Raw genomic sequence first — 21,991 nt, 5'->3', positions numbered from 1 at the left:
CCCCGAACAACAATAAACTTATTGAATCGGCTCGTAATGACTATTCAAACTGTTATACAAGCTATTTTGCGTCGCTGCTTCGCTATTACGCGCTTCGACCAAAGCATTATATCTATCAATCAAACCGCGCGTTTCAACAACCAGGGCGTTATATCCCTGGACCAAAGCATTATAGCTAGGAACTGCTAAATTGTAAGCTTCAGGATCAGTAGCTCGTAAATTATTCAGCCTGCTTGATTCTGCGTTGATAGTATTGATGCGGCTATCAATTTCAGCATAATCGGCATCAATCGCAACTTTAATGTCATTCAACTGCCGATCATAATCACTCAAACGCGCCTTAGATGCCTTAAATACAGATTGATAAGATTCTGACAAGGTAACTACTTTGCTGCGATCCTTAAAGTATTTAGCATAGTGTTGTTCGAGTTCGGGCGAAAGTGATCTAAACTCACTGCCTAAAACCGAATGCATTTCGTTCCACAAAACGTCCAGACCGTCTTTCCCGTAAAGTTCAGCGAGTTCTTTAACGTGCTCATCCTGAATTTTTGGCAATTCCTCCTGGATTAACTTATTTACTTGCAGCTTTTCGTCTAGCGGCAAGCGTTCATAAACCGCATGCAGCATTTCATGTGCTGCTGTTACCTCTTTAATTCCGTAAAGTCGCGGATCAGTAACATCATATAGGAATATTTTTTGCAACCTATAGCAGCCCAAAACAGCCGTCTGCTCGCCTTCTAGACCGGAACAATGTGAGTTAAAATCGTCAGCAGTCTCAACTGCCGGATCAGAGACATAAAATATATAACGCGCCTCGTCTGTCATTTCGACCTTATCAGCAATCGCGACCACCTCGGCAGGCGGAGAGTAAAACCGATAACGCCAAAAATCCACCCACTGTTGGCCGTGAGTAAAAATCCACCATGCACTATAGAAGCTCAAACAAATTAAGATCGTATATAGAACGTTCTTAATAACGTTATTAGTTTTACTCTCCGATTCGGGTAAAACTGAACTTTCCTCGTTTTGCTGCAACGGCAATGACATCCCCTTTAGTATAACGCTCTTCCAATAATCCTGCAGCTATTTCGTCTTCAATGTGATCTTGTATTGCGCGCCGGAGAGGCCTTACTCCATTCTGTGGATCGTAACCAAATTCAATCATCAAAGCTTTGGCTGCCGCATTTAATTTAACCGCAACGTGCTGGCGTGACAATCGTTTTTCAAGTTTTGCGAGCTCAACGTCAAGGATTTTTTTAACCTCAGGTTTAGTGTGCGCACCAAAAACCACAATCTTATCAAAGCGGTTAATAAGCTCTGGGCGCATAGACTTTTTAAGTTCCGCCATTGCTGCGTCACGATTTTTATTATGCAGATCATTTAAATTGTCACGATCTTTCGCCGATGTTGCAGTAAAGCCAAGTGAAGCCTCTTTTTGCATGCGCTCAGCACCAAGGTTGCTCGTTAAAATTACAACTGTATTTGTAAAATCAACCTTACGTCCTTTAGCATCACTCAACTGACCATCTTCTAAAATCTGCAACAAAATGTTAAACACATCTGGGTGGGCTTTTTCAATCTCATCAAAAAGCACCACACTGTACGGCTGACGACGAATTTTATCAGTCAACTGACCAGCATCGTCGTAACCCACATAACCAGCTGGTGCGCCAACTAGACGCGCTGAAGTATGACGCTCTGAAAATTCGCTCATGTCGATCTTGATTAACGAATCGCTACTGCCAAAAAGCTCACGAGCCAAAACTCGCGCTAGCTCTGTTTTACCTACACCTGTTGGACCCATAAACAAAAAGGATCCAATAGGTCGTTTTTGCTCACCAATTCCAACCCTGTTACGACGAATCGCACGCGCTACAGCCTCTACGGCCTCTTGTTGACCGATTATACTTTTCGCTAAATGCTTCTCGAGATGCAACAGGTACTTAGCTTCACTTTTAATTACACGTTCAACTGGAACTCCAGTCATGGTTGAAATCGTTTTAGCGACATCATCACTAGTTACTGTCAATTTTTCACCATCTTGTTTATTATTGCGCAACTTGTTAATTTGGCCATTTATTTGGCTAATACGCGTTTTGTACAAAGCAGCTCGTTCGTAGTCTTCGGCTTCAACGGATTCTTCCATTTTTGCCGAAAGCTGCTTGAGCTCTTGTGTTAATTTACGTAGCTCAACAGGAGTTTTACCTTTTTCCACGCGCACGGTTGCAGCAGCTTCGTCCAGTAAATCAATCGCTTTATCAGGCATAAAGCGATCGCCGATGTAGCGTTTTGCCAAATAGGCTACGTCGTCAATTACCTCATCCGCCACCTCAACGCCGTGATGTCGTTCGTAATATTTTTTAAGACCTCTTAAAATCGCGACTGACTCTTTAACACTTGGCTCTGGCACCGTTACGGTTTGGAATCTGCGCTCTAGGGCAGTGTCTTTTTCTATATGCTTGCGGTATTCATCCGTTGTCGTTGCGCCAATCACGCGAGCCTTACCGCGAGCAAGCGCAGGTTTAAGCATATTACCAGCATCAATCGCACCTTCGGCTGCACCCGCTCCCGAAAGCAAATGAATTTCATCTATAAACACGATCAGATTTGGATTCGTCTTCATCTCATTGATCAGCTTCTTAAGGCGCTCTTCAAACTCACCACGATATTTCGTACCGGCGATCATCCCCGCTAGATCCAACATAAAAATTTGCTTATCTAGCAAAAAGTCAGGAACTTCCTCGGCAACGATTCGCTGAGCTAACCCCTCAACGATAGCAGTTTTACCTACACCTGGATCACCCAATAACACAGGATTATTTTTACTGCGTCGGCCCAAAATTGTGATCATTCGCTTAATTTGCTTATCACGACCAATCACCGGATCTAGCTCCCCTCGTGCCGCTTTGTCCGTTAGATCTACACCAAACTTACCTAAACTTGCACTGAGCTTGCTCTGCTGAGCTTTGGTTGGAGACGTACCGCGATATTCCTGCTGTCGATTTAAATACTGCTCGAGCTGAGCCGTTAGCTGATCGACATCAACATTCATGTCGCGCAATAACACAGTGGCTCGAGCGTTTTTTTGACTTAGAATACTAAATAAAATATGTTCAGTGCCACAAAAATCCTGATTGAATTCCTGCGCAATATCCCAACTAAGCTTTAAGGTCAACTTTGCAGTCTCGCTAAGTCCTTTGGCACCACTGTTAACAACTAACGCACGAGGCGTTAAATTAAGTGCAACACGCGCCCGTTCCAAAGTTACACCAGATTCCACCAAAAGTTGCGATGCGACCGAACTCTCTTGGCTCAAAACACCCAAAAGCAAATGCTCAGTTCCTATATAAGCAGACCCCAGACTCCTCGCGATAGTGTCTGCGCGCTGCAAACTCGACTTTGCATTATCAGTTAAGTAGTTTATAAACTCAAAAAAGTCATTAGCGCTGTTCATATCTACTCCAACTGTTTTCCATACCTTAATTATAGAAAACTAGCACTCAGTATGCAAGAGTGCTAGTTAGAGTTCGCCGACATGTGCGCCAATCGCTTGCTGGTCTTCCTTGATTTTGTCACTAAGCTTTTTTAAAACAGATTCTTTAATGTAGTTTGTTGCGCTTTCTTCGGCTTTAGCGCCAGCATTCTCTGCCGCCAAATATGCTGTTTGTTCCAAACTCACAAGCTCGTTGTAATCTGCAGAATTTATTGCATTTAGCATGTCGCGAACCGTAACTGCGACACGTTTAGCTTCAACTACATTTTGTTCGTGATACTTTTTAACTGACTCAGGCGCCTGAATCAGTTCGAACTCAGCAGCAGCGTCCTGATAAATTTTTGCCGAATCAGCAAAAGCTATACTTATTTGAGCGACGCTAGTTGCAGTACTCGTGCTTTCATATTTTGCGTCGGCCTCATTCAACTTTTCAATCACCGGCAAAGTCTTAGTCGCATATCCAATTGTTTGCTTGGCTTCGCTTATGACATCCCAGCAGGTTTGAACGTACGAAATCTCGGCATTTTTAAGCTGTATTGCAGTTTTGTACTCGGGATTGAAATCTAGAAAAGGTAAAACCTTCAGGGACAATAGTTTTGATTCATGTTGTTGTAAGCTTTCTTCGGCTGCCTCGATTGCAAGTTTGGCGTTATCAAGATCGGTGTGCAGCTCGTTAGGATCAACCTCGATACTAACGAAAGAGTCTTCGCTTTTGTATGCCACTACAGCGTTCACAGCACTGTCAACCTTGGGCTGCGTCACTCCAATAGTATTTTTATATTCGCCCACTAGAATCGCAGGCAGCACAAAAAAGTAGGCCACAAGCGCCACAAAAATAAACGATGCCACTGCAACTAAAACGAGTTTTAACTTGTTCACTTTCGGCAAATTATACAACATTAATCGCCGTATGTAAACAAAAGCGCCCTCTGCTGGGCGCTGTTTGCTATTGGTTTTCTTCGATCGCGTTCAGTAGCGAATCCTCAATATTCTTTTTAGGTTTTGGTTTGGAGTTTTTAGCCTCACCGTTAGCAGCTTCGATATCAAGCTCGTAGCCAGTCAATCGACTAGCCAAGCGAACGTTTTGACCACCTCGACCGATTGCAACCGAAAGCTGCGAAGGGTCAACTGCAACTTTCGCGTGTTTTTTGTCTTGATCAATTTTTATACTTACGACTTCGGCTGGGCTCAAGGCGTTTGTAATAAATGTTTGCGCATCATCGCTAAAGGTTATAATGTCAACCTTTTCGTTTTCGCCAATTTCATTCATAACGGCTTGAACACGAGTTCCATGACCGCCAACGAAAGTTCCGACGGGGTCAACACCAGGAACCGTGCTTAATACTGCAATCTTTGTGCGTCTGCCGGCTTCGCGAGCAATCGCCTTAATCTCTACAGCACCCGTTTCCATTTCTGGGACTTCTTGACGGAACAAGTACTCAACAAAGGCTTCATTTGCACGACTCAAAATAAGCTGTGGGCCACGATTACCGCGCTCAACATCTTTTAAGTAGACCTTTACACGCGCACCGATACTGTAGTATTCGCCCGGAATTTGCTCTGAAAGTGGGATAATGCCCGACGCTTTGCCAAGCTCAACGCGAACAACACGTGGTTCAACACGCTGAACTGTACCTGTAATAACAGTCCCAATTTTGTCCGCAAACTCTGCCATTACAACTTCACGCTCAGCTTCGCGTAACTTTTGCAAAATAACTTGTTTTGCAGTTTGTGCAGCCACACGGCCAAAAGTTTTTGGATGGTCAGTGACTTCAACGGTCTCTCCTACTGCTGCGTCTTTTTTGATTTTTTTAGCGTCTGCTAGGCTTATTTCCATAGTTTCGTCGCTAACTTCATCAACAACTTCTTTGCTAACGTAAACAGTAGCCTCGCCTGTGCTGGTGTTTAGAGTTGCGCGAACTTCTTGCTCTCGATCACCAAAGTCACGGCGATAAGCGGCGGCAATTGCCTGCTCGATAATGTCATGAACCATGTCTTCTGGTAGGTTTTTTTCGTCGGCGATCTGCTTAGCAGAAAGCCCTAATTGTTTTACATTTAAATCGTCCATATGTCTCCTTATTGAAAAATCCGACCTGCTGGCCGGATGAGTACTACTTAATACTAGCCCATGTTAGAATAAAAAGCAATGCCAGAACTTATTCGCCATCTAAGCCCACTTTTTAAAGTTGATAATTACAAACTACACATCGACCTGCTGAGTGCCCACAAACGCGACTTTTCCGGCCAAGTCATTATAGCCGGCAAACTACCAAAAAACAGCAAAACCATCACACTGCATAGCAAGGGCTTAAGAATCTCTAAACTAAAAGTCAACAACACTGCAGTTAGGTTTAAGCAAGGTTCTCACGACGAACTGCAAATAAATGGAGACTTTGCAAAAGGCGAACAAGTTATCACTATCGAGTTTAGCGGTAAAATAACTGAAACACTGGCTGGGATATACGCTTGCCCCTACCAATATCTTGGCAACGACAAAGAGATTTTCGCAACGCAATTCGAAAGCCACTCAGCACGCGAAGCCTTTCCCTGCATAGATGAACCTGCCGCTAAAGCTACTTTCGACTTAACGCTCACAACCAAAAAAGGATTGGTAGCGCTTGCTAACACTCCTGTTAAAAAACAGGTCACGCATGAGCTTTCGCAGATCACCACGTTTGAGCGAACCCCAAAAATGAGCACTTACTTACTTGCGTTCGCGGCCGGCGAGCTGGGCTTTACCGAAACAACCTCGGCAAGTGGCGTAAAAATTCGAGCATACAGCACGCTCGATCATGTAGGCGAAACTGAATTTGTTCTAAACGTTGCAGCAAAATTTTTGGACTATTTTGACGATTACTTTGGCACTCCCTATCCATTGCCAAAATGCGACCTACTTGCCTTGCCAGATTTTAGTGCCGGAGCAATGGAAAACTGGGGTCTAGTAACTTTCCGTGAAAGCTGCATGTTTGTAGGCCCCGGCACTCCAATCGCGACCAAGCAATTTAATGCCATGGTTGTTGGTCATGAGCTGGCACATCAGTGGTTTGGAAACTTGGTAACTATGCAGTGGTGGGATGATTTATGGCTCAACGAAAGTTTTGCTAACTGGATGGGCTACAAAGTTGTTGATCACTTTTACCCAGAGTGGCGTTACTGGGAACACTTTAATGATTTTGAGGCTTTGCGCGCCTACGCCCGCGACAGCTTGGCCACTATTCAAAGTGTTAGGCAACCGCTCAACGACCCAGAGGAAATCGCCTCGCTTTTCGACAGCGCAATTATGTACTCAAAGGGAGCCTGTTTAGTGCGAATGTTGCACGATTACTTAGGCGAGCAAAACTTCAAAAACGGAATTCGAGCCTATGTTAAAAAATTTTCTTATAAAAACGCGACTATGCAAGATTTATGGGAGTCGTTAGGAAGTGTCGCTCAAATTGAAGTCGCCGATTTTATCGAACCATGGCTAACTCAGCCCGGCCACCCGGTTGTAAGTTTTAGACAGACCAATGGTCACGCCACCTTAAACCAGAGGAGATTTTACGCCGACCCACGTGCCGCGCGCAACTCTGACGATGCGATTTGGCCAATTCCGCTACTCGGCAATTCGGTTGAGCAAAAAATTCTTAAAGATCGTACGACTCAAGTTAAGCTAAAAAGCGAAGACCTAAACCTACTAAACCAGGGCGCAGGTGGCTTTTACCATGTTCAATATGACAGTGGCGAGCTTAAAGACATTGTTAATAACTTAGAACAATTAAAAACACTGGATCGCCAAAAATTATTGCACGATATGCTGGCGTTGACTCGCGCCGGACTTGTTTCTACATCTGACACTCTGCGCCTTTTAAGCGCTTTCGCGAACGAAACTCAATATTCTGTTTGGTCTGCTATTGCTAGCATTTTAGGCGCCACAGAGTTCTTAATTAGCGATGCGCAAAAATTACATTTTAATAAATTTGTAAATAATTTGATTAAAAAGCAGCTAAATCACCTTGGTTTAAAACCCCTCGGAGATGAGAGTTACAACGACAACCTTTTGCGACCTGTAATTTTAAACCTGGCTGTGCTCGGCGAAAATAAACTTGCCAATCAGCAAATGTTGCAGGTTTTTAGGCAGGCAGGTAAAACTAACGACCTACCTGTTGAGGGTCGGGAGGTTTTTTATAGCTCAGTTGGCAAAATCGGCGAGACGCAAGACTTTGCCAAGCTTTTAAACTGGTACAAAACTACGAGTTCAGCTCAAGAAAAGCTTTTACTAACCGCGGGCTTAACTAGTACAAAAAGTGAATCACAAATTACCGAGATCTTGAATCTTTTACCAACTAACAAAATACGCAACCAGGATGTACCGTTTTGGCTTTTGCGACTTATGCGCAACCCGGCTAGCAAAAAACTTACCTGGCACTGGGCTCACGCAAATTGGGGTTGGCTAGAGAACACTTTTAAGGGCGACTTGCATTACAGTGATCTACCTCAGTATTTTGCCAGTGGTTTTAGTACAGAACTTGAACTCGCAAAATTTAAAAAGTTTTTCGAGCAAAAGCTAGACGATCAAGGCTTAAGGCGTAACATTTCGCAAGCGATCGAGGACATTGAAGTAAAAGTTTTGTGGCGTGCACGCGACGAAAACCTAGTGGCTGAGTTTTTAGAATCGATCAAATAACAATCGTGGTGTAACTAATCGCCCTTTGAGCCAAATACCAGATCTCTATATTTCTTTTAAAAACTCATTTACCTGCGGCGGGTTATCAGCAAGTTCAATCGCGCTTAAGCTATAGTCGCCTTCCCACCGATGCTGTGCCACCCAAAATTGTGCAGCGAAATGCATTTGCTGCAACTTTTTGTTGGTTATGTATTCGAATCCGCTGCCCCAATTATTTTTGGCTCTGTACTTACATTCGACGAAGTAGACTACGCTACTTTTACTACACACAATATCAATTTCACACCAGCGCGTTCGCCAGTTTTGTTGCAAGATTTCAAATCCATGTTCATGTAAATATGTTGCGGCGGCATCCTCGGCCATACGACCAATCTCTGTCGCACTCACACCGCAAACTCTTTAACAGGACCGTAACTAAACCTATGTATATCGGTTGGACCAAGTAGCGCTAGGCTCTCGCGATGCTTTTTCGTGCCATAGCCCACATGGCTAGCAAAATTAAAGCCCTCATAAATATGATCAATCTTTGCCATGTAATTATCACGAGCGAGTTTCGCGACGTTACTCGCAGCCATTACTGCAGGATATTTATCATCCGCCTTGACAACATAGCTTGCTGCCATCTCTCCTAGCATTCTGGCATTACCGTCGACAACTATTAAAGTTCCACTCGGAATATCAAGCTGGCTGATCGCCCTTGCTGCCGCCAATTGAACGGCTTTCCATATGTTAAATTCATCAATTTCACTCGGGCTAGCCCAACCTATGGCGATTTGCTGGGCTTTTTTACGAATTCGCAAAACGAGTTCTGCGCGATCTCCACGTAAAACTTTTTTACTATCCGCTAAACCCTTCATTTTAAATTTTTCGGGCATTAAAACTGCAGCTACGCAAACTGGACCAGCTAAACATCCGCGTCCTACTTCATCTATCCCGACAATCATGTGGGGAGTATAAACAAGTTTGGGGGCAAAAGTAAAGCTATCACAACGTACTTGCCAAGTTAAGCCTCAGTTTGTCACCCCACTATCGCGACAAACAAAAAACCACCCGACTTGCAGGTGGTTTTTTGTTATTTCTTTTTAGCTTTTGGCTCGTGCTTTTCGGCTAGTTCTTCTTTAATCTGTTCGATTTCTTCTTCGGCAGCTTTGTTTGCAGCGTTCACTTTGTTTTTGTCAAAATCGCGCGCAACCAAACGAGCAGATTTACCGCTACGCTCTCGCAAGAAGCTTAGGTATTTGCGACGAACTTTACTTCGCTTTGTAACTTCTACCTTAAGCACAAGTGGGCTGTGCATTAAGAAAGATTTTTCTACACCAACACCGCTAGCAATACGGCGAACAGTAAAGCTTGCGTTAATACTGTCTTTACGATCAGTACGGATAACAACGCCTTCAAAAATCTGAATACGCTCTTTGTTACCTTCTTTAATTTTTTGGTGAACTTTAACTGTGTCACCACTACGAACATCAACAAGTTTAGCCTTGCGTTGTGCGTCGTTAATAGCTTTGATTAATCCAAACATACTGGTTTTACTCACTTTTTTAGCAGTTACAGGTAATTTTATCATAAAACTTACAGATTGAAAAGGATTATTCTGCAATCTTTATAATATTCATATTTTGATAAAAGGATCATTTACACAGTCTGCCGCTCACTCATGTTTTTATAATACAACACTTAAGTGGTAGAATTACGATATGATTGGCCTAAACCACGCTCTAACAGGAGCGGCAATTGGAATCGCTGTGCGTGAACCGCTTTTAGTGGTTCCTTTGGCGTTTGCGTCACATTTTGCATTAGACGTGATCCCTCATTTTGGAGGCCACCAAATTTATACCTGGGGCAATAAGCATTTTACGCGAATTATCATCGCTGATGGAATCGCGTGCTTGTCGATTATTAGCTTAATCATAACACTTAATCCCTCACTCGCACTTCCTGTTTTACTAGGAGTATTTTTTGCGATGCTACCAGACGCTCTGCTTGTGCATTACTACACAAAAAAGCCGCTTAACAACTGGTTTCATAATTTTCACCTAAATCTACAGTGGTACGAAAAGCCCCAAGGTATTGTTGTAGAAGCGCTTTACCTGCTACTAATTTCGCCAGCGATTCTCTATTTATTGACTTGATTTACATTTTATGTTATAAATATATGGTTTCAAGGAATTGTCCCGTTCGAACATCGGAGACATCATGGCGAACACGCCCAAGCGTGGCAGCAAGATCCTGACGATCGCCGGCTACGGGCTGGCGAATCTGGCCCTCATCGTCCTCGTGACGTGGGCCGGTGGTCAGGTCAAGACGGAGTTCCCGTCGCTGGATGGTGTCGTGCGGGTGATCAGCGCGATCATCTGCGTCAGCATCGGCATCGTGACGGTCCACATCTACACCACCCGCCACCACCACAAGTCCTGAAACACGAGCCCTCACCCGGGCCCAAAGCCCCGCTCATTTACGAGCGGGGCGTTTCATTTTAAATTACTCTGTTGATCTCTTCGAGCGTAGTGACTCCGGCACAAGCCTTCAACACACCGTCCTGCAACATGGTTACCATACCTTGTGCTTTGGCAGTTTTCTCAATCATTACCGAATCCACATCAGCGACATCGCCGCGCAAATACGCCTGCACTTTATCGGTGATTGCCATTTGCTCCATTATCACCAATCGGCCACGATACCCAAATGGATTTTCAGCCGAAGATCCGGGTTTATATAAGGTCAAATTGTCGACATCTGGCTTTGCGACATTCTTGGGCAAATCACTCAGCACTTCGTTGATATATTTTTTAGTTGCCTCGTCGGGCTTATAGGCTACACGTGTTTTTTCATCTAATTTACGGACTAAACGTTGGCCAATAACTAGACGGATCGCCGTCGAGAAGATTGGGTTCTGCCCAATCATATCTATAATTCTGCTAAAAGCTGTGGCCGCTGTACTCGCATGGAATGTACTCAACACCAAATGTCCGGTGATTGAGGCCTGAATGGCGGTCTTCGCCGTATCTATATCTCGAATTTCGCCTACCATAATTATATCGGGGTCAAGTCGCAACACAGCACGCAGCTTGTCGGCAAAACTATCGCCGCTTTCGGTAGAAACCGGAATCTGAATCACACCCGGCACAGCTAATTCGACCGGGTCTTCGAGTGTCAAAATCTTGCGATCAGTAGTATTTAAACCGTTAATCATGCTGTAAAGCGTGGTTGATTTACCGGAACCAGTAGGCCCGACAACCATCACCATTCCATGCGGATGCTCAACAACATCTTGGATGGTTTTTAGTTGCTGCTGATTTAATCCTAGATAATCTAACTTAAGGAGCCGGGGATCAAAATTGAATAATCGCATGACGACGTCTTGGCCATAGATCGTTGGAACGGTTTCGATACGCATGTTTAAGGTTCGGGTTGATCCATCAGGATTACGGATCTCTTGTTGCATGTGACCAGTTTGCGCATCAGTTGCCGCAGTACTCACATTGCCTCGTGATGCAATTGACGCCAATAAAACTCGATATTTATCGCGTGAAAGAGTAGCTACCGGATGCAGTGCGCCATCAACGCGAAGTCTTACTCTCAAGTTCCCCTGTTGATTTTCAAGATGAATGTCGGATGCGCCAAGTTTATCGGCCTGAGTTATTAGATAATTTAAAATATCGTCAGAACGCACAGAGTCTAAAGTTTTTGAAACCTCGGCGATCGCCGCGTTGTCGCCTTCTTTGGCGATTTTTACATCTTGGTAAACTACTTTTTTTGGCGGATCATACCGTTGCATGAACTCTTTAAAGCCAGAGTCTGAGATCATTAAAAATCTAACGACTCGCCCATTAAAACGATCACGCAGCTCGTTTAATAGTTGCTGCGGAGTAGAAACTGTGATGCCGAAAATTAGAGCAGCTTCGTCGTTACCGTCGCTAAGTGGAACAATCCGTCCTTTGTGCATTTCCTGGACGGTTAGCGTGGACGGAAAAAGTTGTGCTTTTTGAACAACCCCAACGGTATCGTAATACTGCAAGCCAAGTAAGCCCGCCCTGCGTTGAGTATTAAATTCGTCCTCAGCTCTAAATTTAGCCTGATCATCGGCTGCCATAAGCACTATTGTACAAATGTTTTGCGATTTGGGGAATGGGCGCGCGTGAAGTATTTTATAAGTATGCAACTTGTTTTAATCGCGCATAATATTCGTAGCACTTATAACGTAGGGTCGATCCTGCGAACTGCTGACGGCTTTGGTGTGCGGAAAGTCTATTTTAGTGGATACACCCCCTACCCCGAACAACGCGATGATCCCCGTCTGCCGCACATCAGACAAAAAATCACAAGTCAGATTCATAAAACCGCGCTTGGCGCCGAAGTAACTATGCCGAGCGAGTTTGCGGATGATATTTTTACCCTTATAAAAAACTTGCGAGACAATGGTTTCACAATTTTAGCACTTGAGCAAAACAAAGATTCGATCTTATTACCCAATATCAGACCTACTCAAAAAACCGCTCTACTGCTAGGCGAAGAAGTTAATGGTATTTCCGACGACCTTATAAAGATGTGCGATATGATCACCGAAATACCAATGCAAGGAAAGAAAGAATCATTTAACGTTAGCGTCGCCACTGGAATCGCTCTGTACGAACTGACCAGGCCAAGGTAAAATTGTTTAAAATGCCTAAATCAAAATCCGCGCATAAACAAACAGTCAAAAAAATGCATCGCCACAGAATGACCATATTCTTTGGAATGGCAGCTGCGCTGATAGCTATTCAATTTACATGGTTAGCACAAACAACACCGGGCAACGTTTTAGCCTATGCTGTTAGCGTAAGTATTGGTGAGCTAGCCAATTTGACCAATCAAAAAAGAGCCGAAAATGGTCTAGCACCTTTAAGTGTAAATAGCCAGCTCAACAATGGAGCGCAGGCTAAAGCTAACCACATGGTTGCAAATAACTACTGGGCTCACACCGCACCAGATGGCACTGAGCCCTGGTACTTTTTTGACACCGCAGGATACAACTACATTCATGCAGGCGAGAACCTAGCTTATGGTTTTGCTGACAGCGCTGAAATGGTAGACGCCTGGATGAACAGCCCCGGTCACAAAGCCAACATTTTAGGCGATTATAAAGAAATGGGTTTTGGAATAACCAATGGATCAAACTATCAAAGCGGCCAGTACACTGTAGTAGCAGCCTTTTACGGCACTCAAGCAGCGCCACCGGCCCCTACTCCGGAGCCAACACCAGCACCAGTTGTCGCACAAGCCCAAGCCACAGCACCCGAGGCGGAGCCCGCGCCGGTCCCAGTGGAGTCCGCGGCCGAACCAACCACCACACCCGCTCCCGAGGTTGTAAACGAAGACAAGACCGAAGAACCCAAAGTTACCGTAGCCGCCCCCACAAGAGTTACTAATTTGCAAAACTTGCTGAGTGGTAATGCAAGTTGGGCAGTTTACGCGAGTCTTGGGGTGATTACTGCCGCCGTAATTGGCTTTGCTATAACGCACCGAAAATTAATTGTGGCAGGTTGGCGGCACAGCACGCACTTTATTTTGGTACATCCACTTATTGATTTAGCGGTAATTGCGGTAATTGTTGGGCTCGTTTTGGCTGGTTCAGCCGGATTTATTAGATAAGCTCTGAGCGAGGCCCGGTACTGCGTGAGTACCAGGCCTGCCCTATGAAGTTGTCGTTCAGTTCACAGACGGGACCCGCACGATCTCGGCGACCTTAGCCAGAACTTCCTCGAGGTTGCCCTCGTTGAAGTTGAGCGTCACGGCTCCCTCGCCGCTGTTGTCGCTGACCACCAGCGTGCCCGCCGCGTTGACCGTGACCTGCAGCTCCCCGTGGAAGCTGTAGTAGGCCACGTCCCACGGCGTGATGCGCTCGGTGAGCGCGAGCTCGCGCAGGTAGTGCATCATGCGAGCACTGGCCGGCGGGAGCATCAGCTTGCGGACCTCAGTGTCCTTCGGGTCGAAGGTCATCGACGAGACGCAGACCAGTGTGGCCGGCCCGTCGAACACGAACGTGTGGGCCACGAAGGGCTCAATCACGATCACGTCGCCGGCCTGAACCGAGTCCACCTTGAGCGGGCCGACCAGCTGGCCGACCGGGCTCACGTGGCAGCTGGTCAGAACACCACGACCACGCGTCAGCAGGAACCGCTCACGGTCCTCCATGTGGTAGTGGTCTCCCAGCGTCACCGGCTTACCGTCGACCGGAGCGTTGATCTCGAGCAGCGTCATGCGACCGATGCCGAAGCCGGTCTCGGTCGGTACGTCGACCTCCGAGATCGTCCGACGGTCGTCGGAGTGAACGCCCTGCATCCGCAGGATTCTGGCGGCCATTGGCCACCTCCTTCGTGAGTACTTCTTTGGGCAATGATTAAACTAACAGTTTTGAGCGCAATAGTCAAATTTATTACTTAACCGCGACACACTCCGTACCCAGCAGCTCACTCAAACTTTCCATCAGATCTTCTTGCGGGTCAACTTTAAAAGGCATTTTTATCGCTGATTTTTTATCTTCACCCAAAACCAAAACCACTTCATGCGATCCTGGCCATTCGTTAAAAACTTGCTTAACTTTAACTAGCGCCTCATTATTCGACGGATCTTTTACGTGTACAAACAAGCGCGGCTTTTTCTCTTCGACTGGGACATACGTATAAAGTTCAAGCTTTTTTTTAGATTTCGGCTCAAGATTCAAACGCTTTGTCTGCGGTAATCGCATATTGCGGCCAGTTGATTTGTAGTTATCGAGCTCGTCGTCGGTTACAAAAATTATTTCCTCGGCGATAATTTTTACGTCATCAGTCGGATTGCCATCGCGGTCCTTGGCGTTGATTTTACCTTTCACTTTAACCACAGCGTCCTGGACGAGCTTTTCGGAAATTTCCTCATAAAGCTTAGGGAATACTATGATCTCCATCTCGCCGGCTTTGTCTTCGAGTTTTACGAAAGCCATTTTACTGCCACTTTTTGTGTTAATAACGCGAGAGTCATTAATAACTCCGCCAACCATCGCAGTCTTTCCGTCCATTTCTTTGGCCAAATTCGATATAGGCATAGTCTGCTCGCTGAAGTATGCATCGTACTTATCCAACGGATGTGCGCTTAAGTACAACCCTAGCAGCTCACGTTCCCATAAAAGCATCTCGCGATCACTGGTTCTGGTCGGCGCCGGATCAAGTTTTAATGCTGGAATCATTTCGTCTAGCAAACTCCCGAACAGATCCGCCTGACCACTGGCGGCCTCTTTTTGAATTTTGTGCGCAAAAGCCAAGATCGTATCCATGTTATAAAGCAAATCAGTTCGATCCGCCAAACTATCAAACGCGCCAGCTTTTACTAAACTTTCAAGATTTTTACGATTCACTATCCTAACGTTAACTCGCTTCAAAAAGTCCTCAATCGACTTAAACTTACCCTCTTCACGCGCACGCAAAATTTCTTCGACGGCATTTGTGCCAACATTTTTAACAGCATTCAAACCAAAACGAATCTGATTCGTGCCTGGCACGGTTCCAAATTCGGCAAAAGATTGGTTAATATCTGGAGTTAAAACTTGCAAATCTGCACGCCGACATTCGGCAATTTCAATTGCTAAACGATCAGTGTCATCTTGATCGCTGGTCATTAAGGCCGCCATAAATGGTCCCGGGAAGTGCGCTTTTAAGTAAGCCGTCCAGTAGCTAATTAACCCGTAGCATGCTGAGTGCGACTTATTAAAACAATAGTCGGCAAAGCCTAAAAGATCCTTCCAGAATTTTTCAATCACAGCTTGTGGCACGCCATTTTTAACTGCGCCCTCGATAAACTTGACTTGCATTTTTTCCATCACATCTAGCTTCTTTTTACCAATTGCCTTACGCAAAGTGTCGGCTTCACCACCGGTAAAACCACAAACATCGCGCGAGATCTGCATCACTTGCTCTTGGTAAACTAGCACTCCGAAGGTGTTTTTAAGTGCGCCCTCCATGAGCGGATGCGCGAAACTCACCTTTTCGAGTCCATTTTTGCGCTTAATAAAGCTATCCGTCAGCCCAGCACTAAGCGGACCCGGGCGATACAGTGCGCCCATAGCGATAACGTCGTCAAACTCGTTGGGCTTTAAGTCACGTAAATAGCGCTTCATACCGGCGGATTCAAACTGAAACACTCCCGTTGTGTCACCACGCGCTAACAGCTCGAAAGTTTTTAGATCATCAAGTGGGATTTTACCCAAATCAATATCCACATCCTCGATCTTTTTAATAATTCTCAAAGCGTTTTTAATAACCGTTAAGTTGCTCAGACCCAAAAAGTCCATCTTTAAAAGCCCAAGTTCTTCGATCTGACCCATTGGGAACTGGGTAGCGACGACGCCTTTTTGTGCCATCTCGAGCGGAATATATTGCACGAGCTCGCCCGGCGCAATTACCACACCACATGCGTGGACACCGTGGCTACGAATCGTACCTTCAAGCCGGCTCGCAAGGTCGATCACGCGTTTTGCGGTTTGGTTGTTTTCGTATTCGGCCTTTAAATCTTGGTCCTTTTCGATCGAAACTTTAAGAGGAATATGCCTACCCTGAACAGGTGCGGGGATCATTTTTGCCAGTTTATCGGCCTCGGCGTATGGAACCTGCAAAACACGTGCCACGTCGCGCACTGCCGCACGCGCCGCCATTTTACCGAATGTAACAATATTACTCACGCGGTCTTTGCCGTACTTGTTAGAACAATATTCGATCACTTCGTCACGTCGGTTATCTTGAATGTCAACGTCGATATCGGGCATACTGATACGATCAGGATTCAAGAAGCGCTCAAACAGCAAGCCATATTTTAGAGGATCGAGATCCGTTATACGCAGCGCGTAAGCAATAATCGAACCGGCAGCACTACCACGCCCCGGCCCAAAGATAATCCCTTGGTCCTTACCCCAGTTGATAAAATCCTGCACGATCAGCATATATCCGTTAAAGCCCATGCCGTCGATAACGCCCAGCTCAAAGTCCGTGCGTTCCAACACGTGCGGTGGAATAATTTTTCGTGCTTGTTCAATTGTCATTTTAAACGCGTCTTCGCGGCTCATGTTGGTGTAGCGATCTACTAGGCCACGATGTACTAAATCGTCCAAAAAAGTCTTTTCGGTCTGTCCCTCTGGCACGGGGAACTCTGGGATTAAGATTTTATCAAACTCAAACTTAATCTCGCAGCGATCTGCGATTTCTTTAGAAGTCCTAATACTACTTGCATGATCAGCGCCCCAACGAGCAATTGCGCTTTTTGGATCTTCAACAAACAGATCAAAATCTTTTAAGCTAAACCTATCCTGGTCGCTCAAAAACGCACCAGTTTGCACGCAAAGCAGAATTTCGTGAGCATCCTTGTCGGCGGGGGCAGCATAGTGCGCGTCGCTGGTTAAAACTGTTTTAATTCCAAGATCAGCTGCTAGCTTGAAAAGCTTTTGGTTAAGTTTTACCTGCTCATCCCACTTCATTGGGTGATCGGGATGGCCATGGTCCTGAACCTCAATATAGTAGCGATCACCAAATAAGTTCTTGTACCATTTGGCAATTTCGTAGGCTTTTTCATCTTGATCGGCGCGTAAGTTTTCGCCTAATTCGCTACCGGCACAAGCAGACAAGCAAATTATGCCTTCGTTATATTTTTCGAGTAAATCATGATCAATACGCGGTTTGTAATAATACCCGTCCAAGCTCGCAGTAGTCGCCATGCGCATTAGGTTTTCGTAGCCTTTATTATTCATGGCTAGTAAAATTAGGTGATAGCGAGCTTTATCTTTTACGGGGTCTTTGTCGGTGAGTTTTCGGGCTGCAACATATGTTTCTATACCGATAATCGGTTTAATGCCTCGCGCAGTCGCCTCTTTATAAAATTCAATCGCACCACTTAAGACACCGTGGTCTGTAATCGCTACAGCCTCCATACCTAGGTCCTTAACTCGGTCGAGCATTTCTGGAACTTTTTGCAAACCATCCAGCACGCTGTAGTGCGTGTGGTTATGTAAATGCACAAAATCTTTCGCCTCTAAAACAGGCGTTTGCTCTGACACCTCAAAATCTCCCTAACTATTTGCGTGCGTCTTCAATTGACGTTTGAATATTTTTAATCACGTCCGATATATACGGAACGCTCTCGAATAAAGATAAGAACCAGAACATTCCAGCAATGACCAATGTACCGCCGATGAATGTTCCTAGACCAAAAAATATTCCACGAACAAAGTTTAGTCTATAGATACTCCAGCGACGGCGCTCATAATCCTGAAAGAACTCTTCAAAAACATCATTTACACCAACACTGTGATTACTAGCGGGCTTATCGGTTTTTGTTTTCTTTTCCATGCTTATTTTTTGGCTATTCGCTTTTTAGCTTCATCGATTGCGTCTTTAGTTTTGTCGGCCGCCATGTCTGTCCTGTCTTTAAGGTCATCTGCTACATCGCTAGCTTTCTTTTTTGCATCTTTAGCAAATTCTTCTGCTTGGCCGCGCGCGTCATCAAGTTTATCAGAAGCGTCATCCGCAAAATCTTCGCCCTTACCGCGCATATCTTTAAATTTACTGTGTAGATCATCTTTCACGTCAGTAGCTTTGTTTTTAATATCGTCACGGGTGTCTTTTCCACTTTTTGGAGCGGTCAATAAACCAGCCACCAAACCAGCAATTGCGCCGATCAACAAACCAACTTTAAAATGTCCTTTTTTGTGTGCCACAACTAATCCTCCTTTGATTTTTTAGATTTTTCGGCCATTCTGCCCAGCCATTCGGCTAGAAGCGTGCTAATTAAAGCTGGCACGGTTGTATTTTGAATGTTAGTAACAATTCCTTGTACTTGTCCAACAGTTTCTTCGGCAGAATCAACAATATCGTTGACTTTGCGCGCAACTGCAATCATAAGCGACACAAGGATAATTGATAACACCAAAAATACAGCTAGTGTAATCGACAAAATTATTACTAGTATTTCCTCTGCTGTCATAATTCCCCCTTAGTTACATTTAGTATAGCATTATTGCTTCGGTTCTTGCTTTAATCGCTTAGTTAAATAGCTACGGAATTCCGGCGCTAGTTTTGGATCCACTAAGGCATAATCGACAATTGCCTGCAAATAGCGAGACTTATCACCGGCGTCGTGCCAAATGCCTTCGGTAACGCAACCATAGACATGCGTAGTTTCAGCAAGCTCGCCTACTGCCTCAGTTAAAATTATCTCACCGCCAACACCGGTTTGTTCTTTAGCTAAAATCGGAAAAATATCTGGAGTCAAAATACTGCAACCCGCTACCGCCAAATTAGACGGGCTAGCTTTCGGATCTGGTTTTTCAACCAAGCGCTTTAGGCGGAACGAGTTATCGTCAATATATTCGGCAACTTCGGCGATTCCGTAGCGCTTTACCTCAGCCGGCTCGACTTTTCCAAACGAAACGACCGGCCTTCCGGTTTTTTTAAAAACCTCTAGAAGCTGAACCGGTTCAGGAGTTTTCGATCTAAAAAAGTCATCGGCGTAAACGGCAAAAAACGGTTCATCTGCGCCTATTAAGTGTTTAGCGTTTAAAACGGGTCGGGCCGTACCTTTTGGAGTTCCTTTTTGACGAACATAAACAAAGTTAGCTAGTTCAGCAATTTCTTTAATTTGATCCGCAAAATCGTCTTTACCTTTTGCGCGGAGCTCATGCTCGAGCTCGTCAGAGCGGTCGAAATGATCTTCCACTGCTCGTTTTGTAGATCCAGTAACAATGATTACATCCGTTACGCCCGCTTCTACGAGTTGTTCAACAATTATCTGAATAACCGGTTTGTCTACTATTGGCAGCATCTCTTTTGGCATTGCCTTAGTTTGCGGCAAGAAACGCGTGCCCAGCCCGGCGGCTGCAATTACAGCTTTAGTTGGTAACCTCATAAAAAACTACCCTCCATTTTATAAGTAGTTATCCAAATTATACAGCCATCGCGGCTATTTTAGTAGATCTTGGATCAGGCTTTTAGCAAGCTCGGGGTTTGCTTTGCCTTTACTTGCTTTCATGACCTGGCCAACTAAAAAGCCAATCGCTTTGAGCTCGCCATTTTTAACATCTTCGGCGGCTTTTACATTAGCCTGCAAGACTTCGTTCACAATTTGGCGCATAGCATCTTCGTCGTTTTCCTGAACCAATCCAAGAGCATTCGCCTCTGCTCTGGCGTCAGCCCCAGCGTTACCCCTAAGCGCAAATAACAGCTGGTCGGCAGCATTTGAACTAAGTTCATTGGCGCTAAACATCTGATAAACATCACTAAACTGGCTTACGTCTGCGATCGCCAAGTTTTCTTCTGTTTCCTGACGCTGTTTAATATCACGATTCACCAAAAAGTTTGCCGCAAACTGCGCCGCTTTCGTGCCAGATTTTTCCCCGACCCCCAGTACAGTAAATACATAATTCGCATTTGTCAGTGCGTCCTGCAAAATTAGTGTCTCGGCAATTGATTTTTCGATTCCTTTACTTTCAAGCTCGAATCTAAGTTGCGGCGGCAGTTTTGGCATAGATTCTACAACCTTTTTGATCTGGCCCACGCTCAGTTCAATCGGTGGCAGATCGGGCTCAGGGAAATAGCGATAATCCATAGCTTCTTCTTTGCTGCGTTGACTGATTGTTTTTTGCTTGGCGTCGTCCCAACCACGAGTCTCCTGACGAATTTTTTCGCCTTTTTCGACGAGCTCGACGTGACGTTTGACTTCATATTCAACAGCTCGCTCGACGGCCCTAAACGAATTTAGGTTTTTAATTTCTACGCGCGTGCCCCATTTATCTGCACCTTTTTTTGCAACCGAAATATTGACATCAAAACGCATATTACCATGTTGCAGGTCGCCACGAGTCACTCCCGCATATTTCATAAGCAAATAAAGTTCTTCGGCATATGCTTTAGCCTGAGCTGCACTATGCATGTCTGGCTCACTTACAATCTCGAGCAAAGGAGTTCCCGCCCGGTTTAGGTCAACTAGGCTATAGGCAGCACCGCTCGGGTGAGTCAACTTACCAGCGTCTTCTTCGAGGTGTGCACGGTTAATCCGCACTTCGATTTCGCGCCCGTCGGCTTTAATTTTAATCTTACCCTCACCAACGATCGGGCGATCAAGCTGTGTAATCTGATAGCCTTTTGGTAGATCTGGATAAAAATAATGTTTTCGATCAAAACTGCTAACCGTGGCAATTTTTGCGTTTAGTGCGTGGCCGGCCCTAATGGCAAGTTCCACGGCGCGTTCGTTCAATACCGGCAAAGTACCGGGTAACCCAAAACAAATAGGTGAAACTACGGTGTTCGGAGCTTGACCCCTGTCGTCGTTGCTCGCACCCGAAAATAACTTTGTCGCAGTACTTAGCTGGACATGACATTCGATTCCGATAGTTGGTTCATAATTTTCTAGATTTTTCATAGCGCACCTAAATCTTTTAAGCCGGTTTTAAAACTAGTCATTGCCCCGCGGACTTCACCCTGCGTAAATCTAACTCCTGTCTCATGAGCTAAACGATTTCGCATTTTATGAGCTTGCCAAACGGCGTTGTTATTACTAAATAAGGTTTTAGCACTTTTTAATCGATCACCCATGGTTTGACCGCGCATTCCTTTTTCTTTTAGGGCACGATCTAAGAGCTTATCGGCTTCAAAAACAGCTTGATGTAGTTCTGCCTGACTTCCGTCGAGCTGGCGATTGATAATTGCCCACTGACGTTGGTAGTAGTCGCGGTCAAGTGAACTATGTTTTTTGCCAAACACACCGATGTAAATAAATAGAGCTAGAGCAATAACAAGCGCAACTGCCAAAAAGGTAATTAAAACTTCATCCATAAC

The 21,991-nt window shown here is 45.1% G+C and carries 20 protein-coding genes and 1 pseudogene; 5 read left to right on the top strand and 16 right to left on the bottom strand.

The genetic code is table 11. The features are described 5' to 3' along the window. Nucleotides 1–18 precede the first annotated feature (18 nt). From VLA77_03045 to nusA, 4 genes are all read right to left on the bottom strand, one after another. Nucleotides 19–1,047: a hypothetical protein gene (locus tag VLA77_03045; protein HSE29535.1), complete on the bottom strand. Its 1,029-nt coding sequence runs from the start codon at nt 1,045–1,047 to the stop codon at nt 19–21. Further along, a complete protein-coding gene (locus VLA77_03040; protein HSE29534.1) occupies nt 989–3,454 on the bottom strand; it encodes an ATP-dependent Clp protease ATP-binding subunit in 2,466 nt (821 codons plus the stop codon). The genes VLA77_03045 and VLA77_03040 overlap by 59 nt, the downstream gene beginning before the upstream one ends. 66 nt (nt 3,455–3,520) lie before the next feature. Then, nucleotides 3,521–4,372 (bottom strand): hypothetical protein, encoded by an 852-nt coding sequence (locus tag VLA77_03035; protein ID HSE29533.1) that lies wholly within the window; start codon nt 4,370–4,372, stop codon nt 3,521–3,523. A gap of 67 nt (nt 4,373–4,439) precedes the next feature. After that, a complete protein-coding gene (gene nusA, locus VLA77_03030) occupies nt 4,440–5,561 on the bottom strand; it encodes a transcription termination factor NusA (GenBank protein HSE29532.1) in 1,122 nt (373 codons plus the stop codon). 78 nt (nt 5,562–5,639) lie between these two features. Between nusA and VLA77_03025 the strand changes: the two genes are divergently transcribed. Next, nucleotides 5,640–8,156 (top strand): M1 family metallopeptidase, encoded by a 2,517-nt coding sequence (locus tag VLA77_03025; protein HSE29531.1) that lies wholly within the window; start codon nt 5,640–5,642, stop codon nt 8,154–8,156. Nucleotides 8,157–8,201: 45 nt separating this feature from the next. Here VLA77_03025 and VLA77_03020 read toward each other — a convergent pair whose 3' ends face one another. The 3 genes and pseudogenes from VLA77_03020 to rplS all read right to left on the bottom strand — a co-directional run bounded on the left by VLA77_03020 (nt 8,202) and on the right by rplS (nt 9,681). Then, nucleotides 8,202–8,543 carry a YraN family protein gene (locus VLA77_03020; protein ID HSE29530.1) on the bottom strand — a complete coding sequence of 114 codons (342 nt, stop codon included), beginning with the start codon at nt 8,541–8,543 and terminating at the stop codon, nt 8,202–8,204. Beyond that, nucleotides 8,540–9,100 (bottom strand): ribonuclease HII, encoded by a 561-nt coding sequence (locus VLA77_03015; GenBank protein ID HSE29529.1) that lies wholly within the window; start codon nt 9,098–9,100, stop codon nt 8,540–8,542. Before VLA77_03015 ends, VLA77_03020 begins: the two co-directional genes overlap by 4 nt. Nucleotides 9,101–9,348: 248 nt before the next feature. Further along, nucleotides 9,349–9,681, bottom strand: a pseudogene (gene rplS / locus VLA77_03010) (50S ribosomal protein L19). Between the two features lie 175 nt (nt 9,682–9,856). Between rplS and VLA77_03005 the strand changes: the two are divergent. Continuing rightward, the gene (locus VLA77_03005; protein ID HSE29528.1) at nt 9,857–10,291 is read left to right on the top strand and encodes a hypothetical protein; all 435 of its coding nucleotides are present in this window, start codon (nt 9,857–9,859) and stop codon (nt 10,289–10,291) included. A 64-nt stretch (nt 10,292–10,355) separates the two neighbouring features. Next, nucleotides 10,356–10,577 (top strand): hypothetical protein, encoded by a 222-nt coding sequence (locus VLA77_03000; protein ID HSE29527.1) that lies wholly within the window; start codon nt 10,356–10,358, stop codon nt 10,575–10,577. Nucleotides 10,578–10,635: 58 nt separating this feature from the next. Here the strand turns inward: VLA77_03000 and VLA77_02995 are convergent, their stop codons facing one another. Then, nucleotides 10,636–12,252, bottom strand: a complete 1,617-nt coding sequence (locus VLA77_02995; protein ID HSE29526.1) for a GspE/PulE family protein — start codon at nt 12,250–12,252, stop codon at nt 10,636–10,638. Nucleotides 12,253–12,315: 63 nt separating this feature from the next. On the opposite strand from VLA77_02995, the gene VLA77_02990 reads away from it, so the two are divergent. After that, the gene (locus VLA77_02990; protein HSE29525.1) at nt 12,316–12,810 is read left to right on the top strand and encodes a TrmH family RNA methyltransferase; all 495 of its coding nucleotides are present in this window, start codon (nt 12,316–12,318) and stop codon (nt 12,808–12,810) included. A gap of 11 nt (nt 12,811–12,821) precedes the next feature. After that, complete coding sequence (locus tag VLA77_02985; GenBank protein HSE29524.1) at nt 12,822–13,790, top strand: CAP domain-containing protein; 969 nt, start codon at nt 12,822–12,824, stop codon at nt 13,788–13,790. Between the two features lie 57 nt (nt 13,791–13,847). Here the strand turns inward: VLA77_02985 and VLA77_02980 are convergent, their stop codons facing one another. The 8 genes from VLA77_02980 to VLA77_02945 all read right to left on the bottom strand — a co-directional run bounded on the left by VLA77_02980 (nt 13,848) and on the right by VLA77_02945 (nt 21,988). Further along, complete coding sequence (locus tag VLA77_02980) at nt 13,848–14,501, bottom strand: hypothetical protein (GenBank protein ID HSE29523.1); 654 nt, start codon at nt 14,499–14,501, stop codon at nt 13,848–13,850. Between the two features lie 73 nt (nt 14,502–14,574). Further along, nucleotides 14,575–18,216: a DNA polymerase III subunit alpha gene (gene dnaE, locus VLA77_02975; GenBank protein HSE29522.1), complete on the bottom strand. Its 3,642-nt coding sequence runs from the start codon at nt 18,214–18,216 to the stop codon at nt 14,575–14,577. 16 nt (nt 18,217–18,232) lie between these two features. Continuing rightward, nucleotides 18,233–18,508 (bottom strand): DUF5665 domain-containing protein, encoded by a 276-nt coding sequence (locus VLA77_02970; protein ID HSE29521.1) that lies wholly within the window; start codon nt 18,506–18,508, stop codon nt 18,233–18,235. A 2-nt stretch (nt 18,509–18,510) separates the two neighbouring features. Continuing rightward, the gene (locus VLA77_02965; protein ID HSE29520.1) at nt 18,511–18,876 is read right to left on the bottom strand and encodes a YtxH domain-containing protein; all 366 of its coding nucleotides are present in this window, start codon (nt 18,874–18,876) and stop codon (nt 18,511–18,513) included. Nucleotides 18,877–18,878: 2 nt separating this feature from the next. Beyond that, the gene (locus tag VLA77_02960; GenBank protein HSE29519.1) at nt 18,879–19,142 is read right to left on the bottom strand and encodes a hypothetical protein; all 264 of its coding nucleotides are present in this window, start codon (nt 19,140–19,142) and stop codon (nt 18,879–18,881) included. 30 nt (nt 19,143–19,172) lie between these two features. Continuing rightward, nucleotides 19,173–20,063 (bottom strand): UTP--glucose-1-phosphate uridylyltransferase, encoded by an 891-nt coding sequence (locus VLA77_02955; GenBank protein ID HSE29518.1) that lies wholly within the window; start codon nt 20,061–20,063, stop codon nt 19,173–19,175. Nucleotides 20,064–20,117: 54 nt separating this feature from the next. Further along, on the bottom strand, nt 20,118–21,575 hold the full coding sequence (gene gatB, locus VLA77_02950; protein HSE29517.1) for an Asp-tRNA(Asn)/Glu-tRNA(Gln) amidotransferase subunit GatB: 1,458 nt from the start codon (nt 21,573–21,575) through the stop codon (nt 20,118–20,120). Next, nucleotides 21,572–21,988 carry a hypothetical protein gene (locus VLA77_02945; GenBank protein HSE29516.1) on the bottom strand — a complete coding sequence of 139 codons (417 nt, stop codon included), beginning with the start codon at nt 21,986–21,988 and terminating at the stop codon, nt 21,572–21,574. Before VLA77_02945 ends, gatB begins: the two co-directional genes overlap by 4 nt. Nucleotides 21,989–21,991: the final 3 nt, after the last annotated feature.

It is taken from the genome of Candidatus Saccharimonadales bacterium (assembly GCA_035457485.1).
Classification (GTDB): Bacteria; Patescibacteriota; Saccharimonadia; order Saccharimonadales; family EFPC-124; genus DATIBO01.
The sequence above is the reverse complement of the archived record's forward strand: the minus strand, read 5'-3'. Positions and strand labels throughout refer to the sequence as shown.